Below are 13,745 nucleotides of genomic sequence, written 5' to 3'. Positions count from 1 at the left end.
AAGCCGACCGCATGCCGGCGGGCTTCCATCGCCTGATCGCGGCGCAGTTCTTCTCGGCCCTGGCGGACAACGCGCTGCTCATCGTCACCATGGCCCTGCTGCAGGCCCGCGGCGCACCGGCCTGGTGGGCGCCGCTGCTCAAGTTCGGCTTCACGCTGTCGTATGTGTTCCTGGCGCCGCTCGTGGGGCCGCTGGCAGATGCCATGCCCAAGGCCCGCTTGATGGCGTGGATGAACGGCGTCAAGGTGCTGGGTGTGATCGGCCTGCTGGCGGGCATCAACCCGATCGCCGCCTTCGCGGTGATCGGCTTCGGCGCGGCCGCCTATGCGCCGGCCAAGTACGGGTTGGTCACCGAGATGGTCACGCCGGGCCAGCTCGTCGCGGCCAACGGCTGGCTGGAGGTGACCGTGGTGTGCGCGGTGCTGCTCGGCACGGTGCTGGGCGGCGCGCTGGTCAGCCCGGCGCTGCAGGCCACGTCGCTTTACGCCCTGCTGGCCGATGGCACGCAGGAAGCCGGCGTCGTGTCCGCGGGCGCTTCGGCACCGGCGTTGCTGATGCTGCTGGGCGTCTATGCGCTCGCCTCGGCGCTCAACCTGGGCATCCCCGACAGCGGCGCGCGTTATGCGGCGCGCTCCATCCACCCGGTCGCGATGCTGCGCGACTTCGCCGGCGCCAACCTCACGCTGTGGCGCGATGCGCAGGGTGGCTTGTCATTGGCCGCCACCACGCTGTTCTGGGGCGCCGGGGCCACGCTGCAGTTCGCCGTGCTGCGCTGGGCACAGGACCATCTCGGCCTGCCGCTGCACCAGGCGAGCTACCTGCAAGCGGCGGTGGCGGTCGGCGTCGTCGCCGGCGCGGCGGCAGCCGGCCGCTGGGTGCCGCTCGCCCGTGCGCGACGCATGCTCGCCTTCGGCGTCGGGCTCGGTCTGCTGCTGCCGGTGGTGGCGCTGACGAACAGCGTGTGGCTGGCTGTGCCACTGCTGATGCTGGCCGGCGCCGTGGGCGGGCTGATGGTGGTGCCGCTGAACGCGCTGCTGCAGCACCGCGGCTGCGAGCTGCTCTCCGCCGGCCGATCGATCGCCGTGCAGGGTTTCAACGAGAACGCCAGCATCCTGGTGATGCTCGGCGTCTATGCCGCGATGGTCGCGGCCGATGTGCCCATCGTCCCCTTGTTGTGCGGCTTCGGCGGCCTCATCGCCGTGGCGATACTGCTGCTGATGCGTCGCACCCGGCGCATGGCGGAGTGAGCCGAGCCGAGCGCCTCGATTCAGGCCGCGCGGCGCAGTCCGGAGGTGAGCGGCACTCCGCTCGGCACCGCACCCTGGCGGATGGCACCGGCAAGCACGCCCTCGAAGCGCTGCACGATCGACTCCCAGTCGAGCTCCTTGGCACGCTCACGGGCGGCCTGGCCGAGTCTGTGACGGCGGGGCCCGTCGAGCGCCAGGGCGACGGCGGCTCGCACGAAAGCCTCACTGTCGCCGAACGGCACGCGCACGCCCTGCTCTTCGGCCGCGATCACCTGCGCGGCAGCGGCATAGTCGAAGGCCACGATCGGCAGGCCGCTGGCCAATGCCTCGGTCGTAACGTTGCCGAAGGTCTCGGACAGGCTGGGGAAGAGGAACAAGTCCGACGAGGCGTAGTGCGCGGCGAGATCGTCGCCGGTGCGTTGCCCCGCAAAGATGGCCTCAGGGCAGCGGGCTTCGAGCTCGGCACGCAGCGGCCCTGTGCCGACGACAAGCAGGCGGGCCTGCGGCCGTTCGCGCACGATGGCCTCGAAGGCCGCGAGCAGCACGTCGAGGTTCTTCTCGCGGGCGAGCCGGCCTACGCAGCTGACGACGAGCGTATCTCTGTCGACACCCCACGCGCTGCGCAGCGTTTCGCTGCGGCGGGCCGGGTCGAACTGCACGGTATCCACCCCGCGGGTCACCACCGCCAGATTGTGAAAGCCCGCTCGCGCGAGTTCGCGCCGCAGTGCCTCGGTGGGCACCATGGTGCACAGCGTGCGGTTATGGAACTTGCGAAGGTAGGCCATGATCGGCTTGTACAGCCAGCCCACGCCGTAGTGCTGGCTGTAAGTGTGGAAGTTGGTGCGGAAGTCCGAGCACACCGGCAGCTTGAGCTGCAGCGCGGCTTGCAGCGCCGACCAGCCCAGCGGACCCTCGGTGGCGATGTGCACGACGTCGGGCCGGTGGTGCGTCCACAGCTGGATCAAGGTTCGCTTGGATGGCACGCCCATGCGCAGGCTGGGATAGCGAGGGATCGGCAGCCCCTTGAGCAGCACCTCCTGGAAGCGGCCCGCGCTGTCCGGGTCCGCCTCGGCCGCCTGGCGCGGCCGCACCAGCTGCACGTCGTGGTTGCGCCGGTGCAGGCCTTCGACCATGCGCGCCACGGTGAGCGACACGCCGTTGACCTCGGGCGGATAGGTCTCCGTCACGCAGGCGATGCGCATCGAGCGCCACGCCGCCGGGAAGTGGTCGACGATCAGATCGCTGTCGGTGGTCGCATCCATGGTGGCATGGTGAAGCGCTCGCGCAACAGTTCGATGACAGCGGTGCGACACGGCGATGTCGGCGCACCGTCACGCGGCTTTCACGCACGGTGGTCACCATCCCGTCACCCAAATCCGCCAACGAGGTGACACGTGACCGCTTTCCTGCAGGAACTCCGCACCCAGCGCTGGGACGACCACCGCTACTACCACCACAGCCGCATCAACCAGAGCCTGCATCTGCTCAGCGCGATCAGCTTCCTGGTCGCCTACGCGCTGCTCTTCGTCGATCCGGCGATGGCTGCCCTGCTCGCCTGGTGCGTGTCGATGACGAGCCGCCAGGCCGGACATTTTTTCTTCGAGCCGCGCGGCTTCGACCAGGTCAACCAGGTAAGCGACGAGTACAAGGAGGAGATCAAGGTCGGCTACAACATCCGCCGCAAGATCGTGCTGCTGGCCGTGTGGGTGCTGATCCCGGCCGTGCTGTGGATCGAGCCCTCGCTGTTCGGCTTGATCGTGCCGGCGGTGGGCTTCAACGCCTTCGTGCATGACGTCGGCATCGCCTGGCTGGCGCTGGGCGTCACCGGCCTGCTGTTCCGCGTGCTGCAGCTGTGGATGCAGCAGAGCCTGGCCACCGGGCTGGTGTGGGCGGCGAAGATCCTCACCGACCCCTTCCACGACATCCTGCTTTACCACAAGGCCCCGCTGCACCTGCTGCGCGGCGAGCTGATCGACCCGATGCCGCACGTGCGGCACCCGTCCTGAGCGCTCGCTCAGAAGCGCTGGCGCAGCATCTCGCGCAGGATGCCGCGCCGGATGCCGCGGTCGGACTGCGCGGGGTCGTCCCACCACCAGCCGTCGGCCTGCATGTCCAGCGCAGCGTCGACGAATCGCTGGCGCACGTTGCGCATGTCGTCGTCGCTGAAGTTCAGGCTGAAGATCAACCGCCCCGTCCCGACCCAGCTCAGGGCCAGCCCGTGCGCACGCAGGTAGAACTGCAGCATCCAGTTGTAGCGCGACGGCTTGGTATACAGCACCGTCCAGATCGACGACAGGTTGGCCACGCGCACCGGCACGCCGGCTTCGGCGAGGGCAAGGTTGAATCCTTCGGCGTGCGCGTTCCAGCGCTCGTCCAGCCCGTCGTAGAGCGATTGCACCTCGGGGCGCTGCAGGCGCTCGAGGAAGGCGCGCATCGTCGTCATCACGTAGGGGTGCGCATTGAAGGTGCCGCGCGCGAAACAGATGTCGACCGGGCGCTCTTCGCGGAATCGCTTCATCAGGTCGCGCTTGCCGCACACCACGCCCACCGGCAGGCCGCCACCCAGCGTCTTGCCGTAGGTGACCATGTCGGCGCGCACACCGAAGTACTCCTGCGCGCCACCCATCGCCAGGCGGAAGCCGACGAAGACCTCGTCGAAGATCAGCACGATGCCGCGTTCGCTGCACACCGCGCGCAACTGCTTCAGCCACTCGGTGTAGCGCGCGCGCTCGAAGCCGGCGCGGCGCGTGCTGTCCACCAGCGAAGAGTCCCCCGGGGCCGAGGCGTTCGGGTGCAGCGCCTGCAGCGGATTGACCAGCACGCAGGCGATGTCGCGCCGGGTGCGCAGCACATGCAGGCTGCGCTCGTCCATGTCCTTGAGCGTGTAGGTCTCGCGCGGCGGCAGCGGGTTGCCCGGGCCGGGCTGCACGTCCTCCCACCAGCCGTGGTACGAGCCCGTGAAGCGCACGAGGTGCGTGCGCTTCGTGTGGTAGCGCGCCAGCCGCACCGCCTGCATCACCGCTTCGGTACCCGACATGTGGAACGAGACCTCGTCGAGCCCGGAGATCTCACGCAGGCGCTGCACGTTGTCGAGCACCGCCGGGTGGTAGGCGCCGAGCACCGGCCCGAGGGCCTGCGCAGCCGCCACGCCGCGGGCGATGCACTCCTTGTACGCGTCGTAGCCGAGCACGTTGACGCCGTAGGAGCCGGTGAGGTCGTGGAAGACGTTGCCGTCCAGGTCCTGCACCGTCACGCCCGACGAGGACTGCAGGAAGCCGCCGATCTTCAGGTGCTCGCGCAGGTAGGGGCTGTACTGAAAGGGCACACGGTAGCTGCCGGTGAACTGCAGGTCCGACAGGCCCTCGCGCGCCTGCGCCGTCATCGCCGCACTGCGTTCGAAACGCTGCGCGAAGTCCTCGCAGAGGCGGCGGAAGGCGGCGCGGCGGCTGGCCTGCACCTCCAGCGGCGCGTCGTCGGAGCCGAAGAAGCGCTCCTCGTCGTAGGCGTAGCCGGGGATCAGCCCGGCAATGCGCTTGGCCATGCGCGAGTGCCCGGCCAGCGAGCGGTGCTTGGCACGCGAGAGTTCGAGCCGGCGTTTGGCGCGCGGCAGCGTCCAGGCAAGCGCGCCGAGCGCGAGGGCGGAGAGAGCGAATGTTTCGTCCATGGTGGGGTCCGGGTGCGACCGTGCCTGTCTAACAGCCTTGATTGACAAGTTCATGAAACTGACTGCCTTGCGCCGATTCTTTCAACAGGAGGATCTCAACTTCCTGCTCACCAACCGCGTACCGCGCATCCTGCTGACTCGCCTGACGGGCCGCTTCAGCCGCATCGAGAACCGATGGCTGGCGCGCGTGTCGATCGCGGTGTGGCGCCTGTTCACTGACCTCGACCTGAGCGAGGCGAAGCAGCAGCGCTTCGACAGCCTGCACGACTGCTTCACCCGCGAACTGGTCGAGGGCGCGCGGCCGATCACCACGGACCCGGACGTGCTGATCAGTCCCTGCGACGCCATCGTCGGCGCCTGCGGCGAGGTGGCCGGCACGCGTGTGTTCCAGGCCAAGGGCTTCCCGTACGAGATCGGCGAGCTGTTCGGACCGACCCAGGACGCGACGCCGTTTCACGACGGCGTCTACGTCACGCTGCGCCTGACTTCGGCGATGTACCACCGCTTCCATGCGCCGCACGACGGCCGCATCGAGCATGTCACCTACCTCAGCGGCGACACCTGGAACGTCAATCCCATCGCACTGGCGCGGGTGGAACGGCTGTTCTGCCGCAACGAGCGCGCCGTGCTGCGACTGCGGCTCGCCCGCGGCGGGCATCAACTCGCCATCGTGCCGGTGGCCGCCATCCTGGTGGCGAGCCTGCGCCTGCACTTTCTCGACGTGCTGCTGCACCTGCGCTACCGCGGGCCCAACGAGATGCCCTGCGACACCGCCGTCGCCAAGGGCAAGGAGCTGGGCTGGTTCGAACACGGCTCGACGATCATCGTGTTCGCCCCGCGGGGCTTCTTGCTGGCCGAAGGCATCGGCAGCGGCACGCACATCCGCATGGGTCAGCCTCTGATGCGCATGCCGGCGGTCCGCTGAGAGTCACGAGACTGTCGCGCGAACTTCATGGCCGGGTCATGCACGGCACCGAGCATCGGCCACGCCATGACGACGATCGATCTCGTGTACTTCAACGCCGGCGGCGGCCACCGCGCTGCGGCGCTGGCGCTGCAGGAGGTCATCCGTGAACAGCGCAGACCCTGGACCGTGCGCCTGGTCAATCTGACCGAGGTGATCGATCCGGCCGGCCGCTTTCGCCGCGTCACCGGCATGGACCCGGAAGACCTCTACAACAAGCGGCTCGCGCGCGGCTGGACGCTCGGCCTCGCGCAGGAGCTCAAGCTGCTGCAGGGCATGATCCGGCTGGCACATGCCTCGCTGATGCGCACGCTGCAGCAGCACTGGCTGTGCAGCGAGCCCGACCTGGTGGTCTCGCTGATCCCGAACTTCAACCGCGCGCTGTACGAGTCGCTGGCGTCAACCTTGCCCGGGGTGCCTTTCGTCACGGTGCTGACCGACATGGCGGACCACCCGCCGCATTTCTGGATCGAACCCGGCCAGCAGCAGCACCTGGTGTGCGGCAGCGAGCGCGCGCTGCAGCAGGCCCGCGAGGCCGGATTCGGCGACACGCAGCTTTCGCTGACCAGCGGCATGATCCTGCGCCCCGCCTTCTACCGCGGCGCGCCGGTCGATCGCGAGGCCGGACTCGGCGCGCTCGGCCTGGACCCGTCGCGGCCCACGGGCCTGGTGCTGTTCGGCGGTCAGGGATCGATGCAGATCCTCAAGATCGCCCGGCTGCTCGGCGAGCAGCAGCTGATCCTGATGTGCGGCCACAACGAGGTGCTGGCGCAGCGCCTGCGCAAGCTGCGCCGCGGCGCCCCGCACGCCGTTGTCGGCTTCACGCCCGAGGTGGGCCGCCACATGGCGCTGGCGAACTACTTCATCGGCAAGCCCGGCCCGGGCAGCCTGAGCGAGGCGGTGCACATGGGCCTGCCGGTCATCACGTTCTCGAATGCCTGGACGATGCCGCAGGAGCGCTTCAACACACGCTGGGTCGTCGACCAGGGTGTGGGCCGCGTCGTGCGCTCGGTGGCGGCCCTGCCGGCGGCGGTGGATGCCGTGCTCGCCGAGCTGCCTGAACTGCGCCGGCGTGTGCGGGCGATCGACAACCGCGCGGTGTTCGAAGTCCCCGAGATCCTGTCGTCTCTGCTGGTGCACGCTGCCGTGCCGCAGCGTCTGCCCAGCCTCCCCCAACCCTCTGGAGCGCTCTCATGAAGGTCTCGGTCTTCGGTGCCGGCTACGTCGGTCTGGTCACGGCCGCCTGCCTGGCGGAGATGGGCAACAGCGTCGCCTGCCTCGACATCGACGCAGAACGTGTCGCCGGCCTGCAGCGCGGCGAGATGCCCATCCATGAGCCCGGCTTGGCCGAACTGGTGCAGCGCAACGCGGCCAGCGGCCGCTTGCAGTTCACCACCGACGCAGCGATGGCGGTCGAACACGGCACGATCGTGTTCATCGCCGTCGGCACGCCGGCGGCCGAAGATGGCTCGGCCGACCTGGAACATGTCCTGGCGGCTGCCGCGACGATCGGGCAGCACATGCACGACTACAAGGTGGTCGTCGACAAGAGCACGGTGCCGGTGGGCACGGCCGAGCGCGTACGCACTGCGATCGAAACGGAACTGCGCCGGCGCGCGGCCGTGCTGCCCTTCGCCGTGGTGTCGAACCCGGAGTTCCTGAAGGAAGGCGCGGCCATCGAAGACTTCATGCGCCCCGACCGGATCGTGGTCGGCGCGGACGACGAGCAGGCGACCCTGCTGATGCGTGCGCTCTATGCGCCCTTCCAGCGCAACCACGAGCGCCTGTTCCTGATGGACGTACGCAGCGCAGAGCTCACGAAGTACGTTGCCAATGCGATGCTGGCCACCCGCATCAGCTTCATGAACGAGATGGCTGCGCTGGCCGAGCGACTGGGCGCCGACATCGAGCTGGTCCGCCAGGGCATCGGCAGCGATCCGCGCATCGGCACGCACTTCCTGTATGCCGGCTGCGGCTGGGGCGGCTCCTGCCTGCCCAAGGACGTGAAGGCCTTGCAGCGCATGGGACTGGAAGCCGGCTTGGACATGTCTCTGCTCGGCGCGGTGAAGTCGGTCAACGACGGCCAGCGCCGGTTGCTGTCGGAACGCGTCGTCGCACGCTTCGGCGCCGACTTGCGCGGCCGCGCCTTCGGGTTGTGGGGTCTGGCATTCAAGCCCGGCACCGACGACCTGCGCGAGGCGCCGAGCCTGGTGCTGATCGATGAGCTGCTGGCACGCGGCGCCGTGGTCAGGGCCTTCGATCCCGTGGCCATGCCGGCCTACGCGGCTCGCCACGGCGTGCCGGAAAGGCTCCAACTGGTCGACTCGCCTTACGCCGCAGCCGACGGTGCCGACGCGCTGCTGGTGGTGACCGAGTGGCGCGAGTTCCGCAGCCCGGATTTCGAACGGCTCCGTCACGCCATGCAGACACCTATAGTCTTCGACGGACGCAATCTTTTCGAGCCGGAGCTGATGGCACGCCACGGCTTCGAGTACCTCGGTATCGGCCGGGGCGAGAACCGTCTGGCGGCACGTATCGAACCCCGCGACGAGCCGCTCGCCGCCTGAGGAAACTCGGCGGCAGCCCCCCCTGAACGCAGCCCCGTCAGGGGAGCGCGCTTCGGACGACGGCCGGTTCGGGCAGCTCGACCGGCTCAGGGCGACGCGCCGGCTCCACGGCCGCCGACGAGGCCGGCCGCCACACCGTGTCGCCGCGATCGATGATCTCCAGCCGCCCGTCGGCGTGCTCGACCAGCGCCGTCAGGCTCTCCACCCAGTCGCCGTCGTTGCAGTAGAGGATGCCGTCGATCTCGCGGATCTCCGCATGGTGGATGTGGCCGCAGACCACGCCGTGCACGCCGCGCTTGCGCGCCTCGCGGGCCACGGCCATCTCGAAGTCGCCGACGTAGCTGACCGCGCGCTTGACCTTGAGCTTGAGGTAGCGCGACAGGCTCCAGTACGGCAGGCCCAGGTGCGCCCGCGCGCGGTTGAACCAGCGATTGAGCTTGAGCGTGAACTCGTAGGCCACGTCGCCGGTGTAGGCCAGCCACTTGGCGCACTGGATCACGCCGTCGAACAGGTCGCCGTGGGTGACCCAGAGCCTGCGGCCGTCGGCGGTGACGTGGATGCACTCCTCGGCCACCTCGACGCCGCCGAAGCTGTGCGTCACGTAGCGCCGCGCGAACTCGTCGTGGTTGCCGGGCACGAAGATCACGCGCGTGCCCTTGCGGGCCTTGCGCAGGATCTTCTGCACCACGTCGTTGTGCGCCTGCGGCCAGTACCAGGAGCGGCGCAGCTGCCAGCCGTCGATGATGTCGCCCACGAGGTACAGCGTCTCGCAGTCGACATCGCGCAGGAAGTCCATCAGCGCACGCGCCTGGCAACCGGTCGTGCCCAGGTGCAGATCGGAGATCCACACCGTGCGCACGTTCAGGTGGCCGGGCGGGTCGTCGGGGTCCATGCGGGCATTCGCGGTCGGCATGAGCCCGGATGCTGATGCCGGCAGGTGACGCCCGTGTGACCCTGTCGCGCCGGCGCTGCGTCAGCCGAATCGCGGCGCCAGCGTCTTGCTGAACACCGACGCCCCGCCCAAGTCGCGCAGGTCGACGGTGAGCGCGGCGCTGCGGGCGTCGATGTTGACCTCGCCGAAGAACTGCAGCCCGGCCAGCGGCGACAGGTTCACCTGCCCGGCCGGCGGCGCCTTCGAGAACACCACCTGCGGCCCGAAGGTGCCGTCCAGCGTATTGGGCCCGAAGCTGCCGGCATTCAAGGGGCCGGACACGAACTCCCAGAAACCCTCGAAGTCGTTGAAGGCGGCCCGCTGCGGGTCGTAGTAGTGGGCGGCGCAGTAGTGCACGTCGGCGGTCAGCCACACGGTGTTGCGCACGCGCTGGTGGCGTATGAATCGCAGCAGCTCGGCGATCTCGAGCTCGCGGCCCAGCGGCCCGCTGGCGTTGCCGTTGGCGATGGCCTCCCAGCGCGGCAGGCCAGAGAGGGTGTTGCCGTCGCCGATGTTCAGGCCGATCGGCATGTCGGCAGCGATCACCTTCCACACGGCGCGCGAACCGTCCAGCCCGCGCTTGAGCCAGTCGAGTTGCTCGCGGCCCAGGAAGGCGGTGTCGGCGCCCGGCACCGGCTGCAGGTTGTCGGTGTTCGGGCCGCGGTAGGAGCGCATGTCGACCACGAACACGTCGAGCAGCGGGCCGTGGGAGAAGCGGCGGTAGACACGCTGCGCCTCGCGCGCATCGAAGGGCCGCATCGGCGCGTAGTCGAGGAAGGCGCGCGTGCCGCGCGCCACCAGCAGCGGAACGTTCTTCTCGGTGTAGCGCGTGTCGGCCGACAGGTCCTTCGAGCCCGACCAGTTGTTGACGATCTCGTGGTCGTCCCATTGCCAGATCTGCGGCACCTCGGCGTTGAAGCGGCGCACGTTGTCGTCGATCAGGTTGTAGCGGTAGCGGCCGCGGAACTCGTCCAGCGTCTCGGCCACCTTGGCGACCTCGGGCGTGACGATGTTCTGCCAGGGCTGCCCGTTCTCGGCCACGACCGACTCGCGGATCGGGCCGTCGGCGTAGATGGTGTCGCCGCTGTGGATGAAGAAGCGCGGCTGCCGGCGGCGCATCGCCTCGTAGATCTTCATGCCACCGAAAGCCGGGTTGATGCCCCAGCCCTGCCCGGCGGTATCACCGCCCCAGACGAAGCGCAGGTCGGTCGCGTGGCGATGGCCGCGGTGCCAGCCCTCGTCGCCCTCGCGCCCGAAGGGCGGCGTGACGAAGCGGCCGACGACCGGCTCGGACAGGGCGCGCGAGTTGGCCAGCGACTGGAAGCTGACGCGAACGAAGACCTCGCGGTTCTCGGGCAAGCCGGTGATGTCCTGCCGCGCGGTGAAATCGGTGACCTCCAGCGCATCGGGGCCGAGCAGCCGCGTGGCCTGCTGGAACTGCCGGTCCAGGCTCCACTCGACGACCATGCGCGAGGGCCGGTCGGCGCGGCTCCACACCAGGGTCGCGCCCTGCGAGGGGTCGCCGAACTGCAGGCCCTGCATGGCGGCGGGGCGCGTGGCGTCCGATGCGATGAGGCCCGGTGCCGACTGGGCCACGGCCCAATGCGGCAAGGTGGTGCCGCCGAGTGCGGCGGTACCGAAGCGGATGAAGTCGCGGCGGGATGGGACGATGGGTCGTGACATGGCGTGCGCTCCTGCGTGGGGTGACAGGCCCCGAGCGTAGGAAGCGCAGATGGCCGGATCGTGACCGCGGCGGGTCAGCCCGGTGTCAAGCGGCAGCGATCAGGGCGCGTTCCAGCGCGACAGCGCGGCGTCCGGGTCGTCGACGTCGCGCGGCTGAGGTGCCCGCGTGGGCGTGCCGATGCAGATGAAGGCGGCGAGCTGCTCACCCTCTTCGCAGAAGGCTTCGCGCACGCTCGGGTGCGTGCACTTGCGCCCGGCCAGGGTCTTGGCGCCGAAGCCCATCAGGTGCAGCGCAGTCAGGAAGTTCGTCAAGGCGCCGCCCGCGCTCATCCACTGCTCGTGCCGCGGCACCTCGGGCGCCTCGTCGGTCAGGCGAACGATCCAGGCCACCAGCACCGGCCCGTTGTAGGCACGCTCGCGCTCGGCAGCCACCTCCTCGTCCGGCTTGCCGACCGCACGCGCGAAGGCCTCGAAACGATCGGCCAGCGCGTCGCGCTGATGCGCGTCGATCAGCACTGCGCGCCAGGGCAGGAGCCGGCGGTGATCGGGTGCGCGCAGCGCGGCCTGGAGGGCCAGGCGCAGCTGCTGTGCAGACGGGCCGGGCTCGGCCATCCAGCGCAGCCCGACGGAGTGGCGTGACAGCAGGCCCTGCAGGGCGGGCGACAGGGACGGATCGAAAGCCATGGCCGGAGTCTGCCTCAGACCGCGGCGCGATCAGTGCGCGGCGTGCGGCATGCCGCCGAAGCCCATCACGGCGGGGTCGAGCATGCCGAAGATCATCGCCACGTGCGCGACGACCAGGAAGCCGGCGACCGCCATTGCGTGCCAGGTCAGCCGGGTGTCGTCGGACCACGCGGCGCCCACCCAGCGAAGATCGATCAGCGCGATGGCACCGAGCGGCAGCACCCCGGCCAGGTAGAAGCCGACTGCGATCACGTCGGCCGGCCCGCGCCACTGGCCCGAGGTGGTCAGCGGCACGACGGCGCTGGACATCAGGTAGACGAAGACGCCGAGGAAGTAGGCCCCGACCAGAATGCCGGCCACGCGGCTGACCGCGCGCAGCATGCCGCCGCTCGGGCGGCGCAGCAGGATGAAGAGTTCGCAGACGGCGACGGTCTCGGCCAGCACCACGGGGATGGCCATGAAGAGCAGCAGGTTCCACGGCTGGTTGTCGGCCAGCAGTTGCATGTAGTGGGTCATGTTCATGATGTACTTTCGGTCGTGCCTGCAGCGCACGCAGCGGCGCGCAGGCGGAGTTCGATGGAGGCGCGAGGAAGCGCGGCAGATGACAGCAAGGGGCGGCGGCAGGGCCGCGCCGCGAGCGTCAGGCCTTCGGCGGCGGCTTATCCGGCCCCGCGGCGCGCCCGGCCGGAACGGCGACGGCGCAAGCCGCGAAGGCCAGGCCGTGGGCGTCGCCTGCCAGGCGAAAGAGCGGCGTCACGACCGCGAGGCAGGCACTGCAGCAGGCGCCGTCGGGGCAGCTTGGCGATGAGAGGTCTTCGGCGTCATCAGCCGTGCCCGGCGTGTTGTCGCCCATGTGCATCGCATGACCCGCGTGAACCGCGTGCGCGGCGGGTGGAGTCAAGGCAGCGAGGGGCTCGCCTGCCGGCTGAACGCAGCGCGCCTGGGCCATCGATGCGCTCACCACCAGCATCATCACCAGCAGACCCGCCACGAGCGACGATCCACGCCACCGGTTCGACCGGAGGCCGGCGAAGACACTGGGGAGATCGAGGAACGCGCTCACCGGCACAGCATAGTCAGCACGCACCCTGTCCGGAGCGCCGTGATGGCCGTCCGTTGATGCCGGTCAACCGCGTCGCGGATCGAGCGCTCGTTCAGGCCGCGGCCAGCCGTGCGGCGAAGTGGGCCGCCGGCGCCTCGCGGCGCGCCGGCGTGTGCCGCCAGACTTCTTCGCCGGCCTCGTAGACGCGCAACTCGCCGGCGGCGAAGGGCCGCCACGGCTCGTTGCGGGTCAGCGGCTCGGTGGCGATGAGCACCATGCGGTCGTCCGGGCCGTTGGCTTGCGCGAGATCGAGCACCAGGTCGTGGTCGACCAGCTGCGCCTGCGCGAACGGATGCTGGCGCTGCAAGGCATGCAGACGCGTGCTCGCGTGGGCGTAGAGCACCTCGCCGTCGGAGAGCAGGAAGTTGAAGTTGCCGAAGCGCGCCACGCCGCCGGCCAGTTCGGCCAGCAGCGGCGCGACGTGCCTCCAATGCGGCACCGCGCGGCGGCGGAAGTTGCGGCGCAGCTCCTGCAGCAGGAAGCAGAAGGCGCGCTCGCTGTCGGTGTCGCCCACCGGCAGGTGGCTGCCGTTCAGGCGCGGTGCGAAGCCTTTCAGGTCGCCGTTGTGGCAGAACGACCAGTGACGCCCCTGCCACTCGCGCACGAAGGGGTGGCAGTTCTCCAGCGTCACCGGGCCCTGCGTGGCCTTGCGCACATGGGCCATCACCGTGCGTGCACGGATCGGGTGGCGGCGCAGGAAGTCGGCCAGTGCCGCGTCGCTGGCGCGCTGTTCGTCGATGAAGACCCGGCAGGAGCGGCCGTCGTGGAAGGCCAGGCCGAAGCCGTCGACATGGTCGCCGGTGGCCCCGCCGCGGGCCGACAGGCCGGTGAAGGAAAAGGTGGCTGCGCTCGGCGTGTTGCTGTTCAGGGCGAAGAGCTGGCACATGGTCCGGGTGGGGCCTC

13 protein-coding genes are annotated in these 13,745 nt (G+C 69.7%); 5 read left to right on the top strand and 8 right to left on the bottom strand.

The window, feature by feature from the left end; translation table 11 throughout:
* Positions 1–11: 11 nt before the first annotated feature.
* Entirely contained in the window at positions 12–1,247 is a 1,236-nt protein-coding gene (lplT, locus tag HZ992_RS00765) for a lysophospholipid transporter LplT (RefSeq protein ID WP_209384786.1), read from the top strand.
* 20 nt (positions 1,248–1,267) lie between these two features.
* Here lplT and HZ992_RS00760 read toward each other — a convergent pair whose 3' ends face one another.
* Positions 1,268–2,509, bottom strand: coding sequence for a glycosyltransferase family 4 protein (locus HZ992_RS00760; RefSeq protein WP_245213317.1), 1,242 nt, complete (start codon positions 2,507–2,509; stop codon positions 1,268–1,270).
* A 132-nt stretch (positions 2,510–2,641) separates the two neighbouring features.
* On the opposite strand from HZ992_RS00760, the gene HZ992_RS00755 reads away from it, so the two are divergent.
* Positions 2,642–3,253: a hypothetical protein gene (locus HZ992_RS00755; RefSeq protein ID WP_209384785.1), complete on the top strand. Its 612-nt coding sequence runs from the start codon at positions 2,642–2,644 to the stop codon at positions 3,251–3,253.
* Between the two features lie 8 nt (positions 3,254–3,261).
* On the opposite strand, the gene HZ992_RS00750 is transcribed toward HZ992_RS00755, so the two are convergent.
* Complete coding sequence (locus tag HZ992_RS00750) at positions 3,262–4,911, bottom strand: aminotransferase class III-fold pyridoxal phosphate-dependent enzyme (protein WP_209384784.1); 1,650 nt, start codon at positions 4,909–4,911, stop codon at positions 3,262–3,264.
* 52 nt (positions 4,912–4,963) lie between these two features.
* On the opposite strand from HZ992_RS00750, the gene asd reads away from it, so the two are divergent.
* The 3 genes from asd (at position 4,964) to HZ992_RS00735 (ending at position 8,442) form a co-directional block, all read left to right on the top strand.
* A complete protein-coding gene (gene asd, locus HZ992_RS00745; RefSeq protein ID WP_209384783.1) occupies positions 4,964–5,836 on the top strand; it encodes an archaetidylserine decarboxylase in 873 nt (290 codons plus the stop codon).
* A gap of 66 nt (positions 5,837–5,902) precedes the next feature.
* Positions 5,903–7,072, top strand: coding sequence for a glycosyltransferase (locus HZ992_RS00740; RefSeq protein WP_209384782.1), 1,170 nt, complete (start codon positions 5,903–5,905; stop codon positions 7,070–7,072).
* A complete protein-coding gene (locus HZ992_RS00735; RefSeq protein WP_209384781.1) occupies positions 7,069–8,442 on the top strand; it encodes a UDP-glucose dehydrogenase family protein in 1,374 nt (457 codons plus the stop codon). Before HZ992_RS00740 ends, HZ992_RS00735 begins: the two co-directional genes overlap by 4 nt.
* A gap of 37 nt (positions 8,443–8,479) precedes the next feature.
* On the opposite strand, the gene HZ992_RS00730 is transcribed toward HZ992_RS00735, so the two are convergent.
* The 6 genes from HZ992_RS00730 to HZ992_RS00705 form a co-directional block, all read right to left on the bottom strand.
* A complete protein-coding gene (locus HZ992_RS00730) occupies positions 8,480–9,355 on the bottom strand; it encodes a UDP-2,3-diacylglucosamine diphosphatase (RefSeq protein ID WP_209384780.1) in 876 nt (291 codons plus the stop codon).
* A gap of 60 nt (positions 9,356–9,415) precedes the next feature.
* On the bottom strand, positions 9,416–11,056 hold the full coding sequence (locus tag HZ992_RS00725) for an alkaline phosphatase D family protein (protein WP_209384779.1): 1,641 nt from the start codon (positions 11,054–11,056) through the stop codon (positions 9,416–9,418).
* Between the two features lie 99 nt (positions 11,057–11,155).
* Complete coding sequence (locus HZ992_RS00720; RefSeq protein WP_209384778.1) at positions 11,156–11,740, bottom strand: nitroreductase family protein; 585 nt, start codon at positions 11,738–11,740, stop codon at positions 11,156–11,158.
* Positions 11,741–11,770: 30 nt separating this feature from the next.
* Positions 11,771–12,262 (bottom strand): DUF6803 family protein, encoded by a 492-nt coding sequence (locus HZ992_RS00715; RefSeq protein ID WP_209384777.1) that lies wholly within the window; start codon positions 12,260–12,262, stop codon positions 11,771–11,773.
* A gap of 118 nt (positions 12,263–12,380) precedes the next feature.
* On the bottom strand, positions 12,381–12,803 hold the full coding sequence (locus tag HZ992_RS00710; RefSeq protein WP_209384776.1) for a hypothetical protein: 423 nt from the start codon (positions 12,801–12,803) through the stop codon (positions 12,381–12,383).
* 91 nt (positions 12,804–12,894) lie between these two features.
* Positions 12,895–13,728, bottom strand: coding sequence for a class II glutamine amidotransferase (locus tag HZ992_RS00705; RefSeq protein ID WP_209384775.1), 834 nt, complete (start codon positions 13,726–13,728; stop codon positions 12,895–12,897).
* Between the last annotated feature and the right edge of the window lie 17 nt (positions 13,729–13,745).

Source organism: Rhizobacter sp. AJA081-3 (assembly GCF_017795745.1).
Taxonomy (GTDB): Bacteria; Pseudomonadota; Gammaproteobacteria; order Burkholderiales; family Burkholderiaceae_C; genus Piscinibacter.
The sequence above is the reverse complement of the archived record's forward strand: the minus strand, read 5'-3'. Positions and strand labels throughout refer to the sequence as shown.

Bases quoted from the DNA above. Each gene is read 5' to 3' on its own strand.
- lplT (WP_209384786.1), top strand. From the start codon at position 12: ATGCCGGCGGGCTTCCATCGCCTGATCGCGGCGCAGTTCTTCTCGGCC.
- HZ992_RS00735 (WP_209384781.1), top strand. From the start codon at position 7,069: ATGAAGGTCTCGGTCTTCGGTGCCGGCTACGTCGGTCTGGTCACGGCC.
- HZ992_RS00705 (WP_209384775.1), bottom strand. From the start codon at position 13,728: ATGTGCCAGCTCTTCGCCCTGAACAGCAACACGCCGAGCGCAGCCACC.
- HZ992_RS00730 (WP_209384780.1), bottom strand. From the start codon at position 9,355: ATGCCGACCGCGAATGCCCGCATGGACCCCGACGACCCGCCCGGCCAC.
- HZ992_RS00750 (WP_209384784.1), bottom strand. From the start codon at position 4,911: ATGGACGAAACATTCGCTCTCTCCGCCCTCGCGCTCGGCGCGCTTGCC.
- asd (WP_209384783.1), top strand. From the start codon at position 4,964: ATGAAACTGACTGCCTTGCGCCGATTCTTTCAACAGGAGGATCTCAAC.
- HZ992_RS00720 (WP_209384778.1), bottom strand. From the start codon at position 11,740: ATGGCTTTCGATCCGTCCCTGTCGCCCGCCCTGCAGGGCCTGCTGTCA.
- HZ992_RS00715 (WP_209384777.1), bottom strand. From the start codon at position 12,262: ATGAACATGACCCACTACATGCAACTGCTGGCCGACAACCAGCCGTGG.
- HZ992_RS00740 (WP_209384782.1), top strand. From the start codon at position 5,903: ATGACGACGATCGATCTCGTGTACTTCAACGCCGGCGGCGGCCACCGC.
- HZ992_RS00725 (WP_209384779.1), bottom strand. From the start codon at position 11,056: ATGTCACGACCCATCGTCCCATCCCGCCGCGACTTCATCCGCTTCGGT.
- HZ992_RS00760 (WP_245213317.1), bottom strand. From the start codon at position 2,509: ATGGATGCGACCACCGACAGCGATCTGATCGTCGACCACTTCCCGGCG.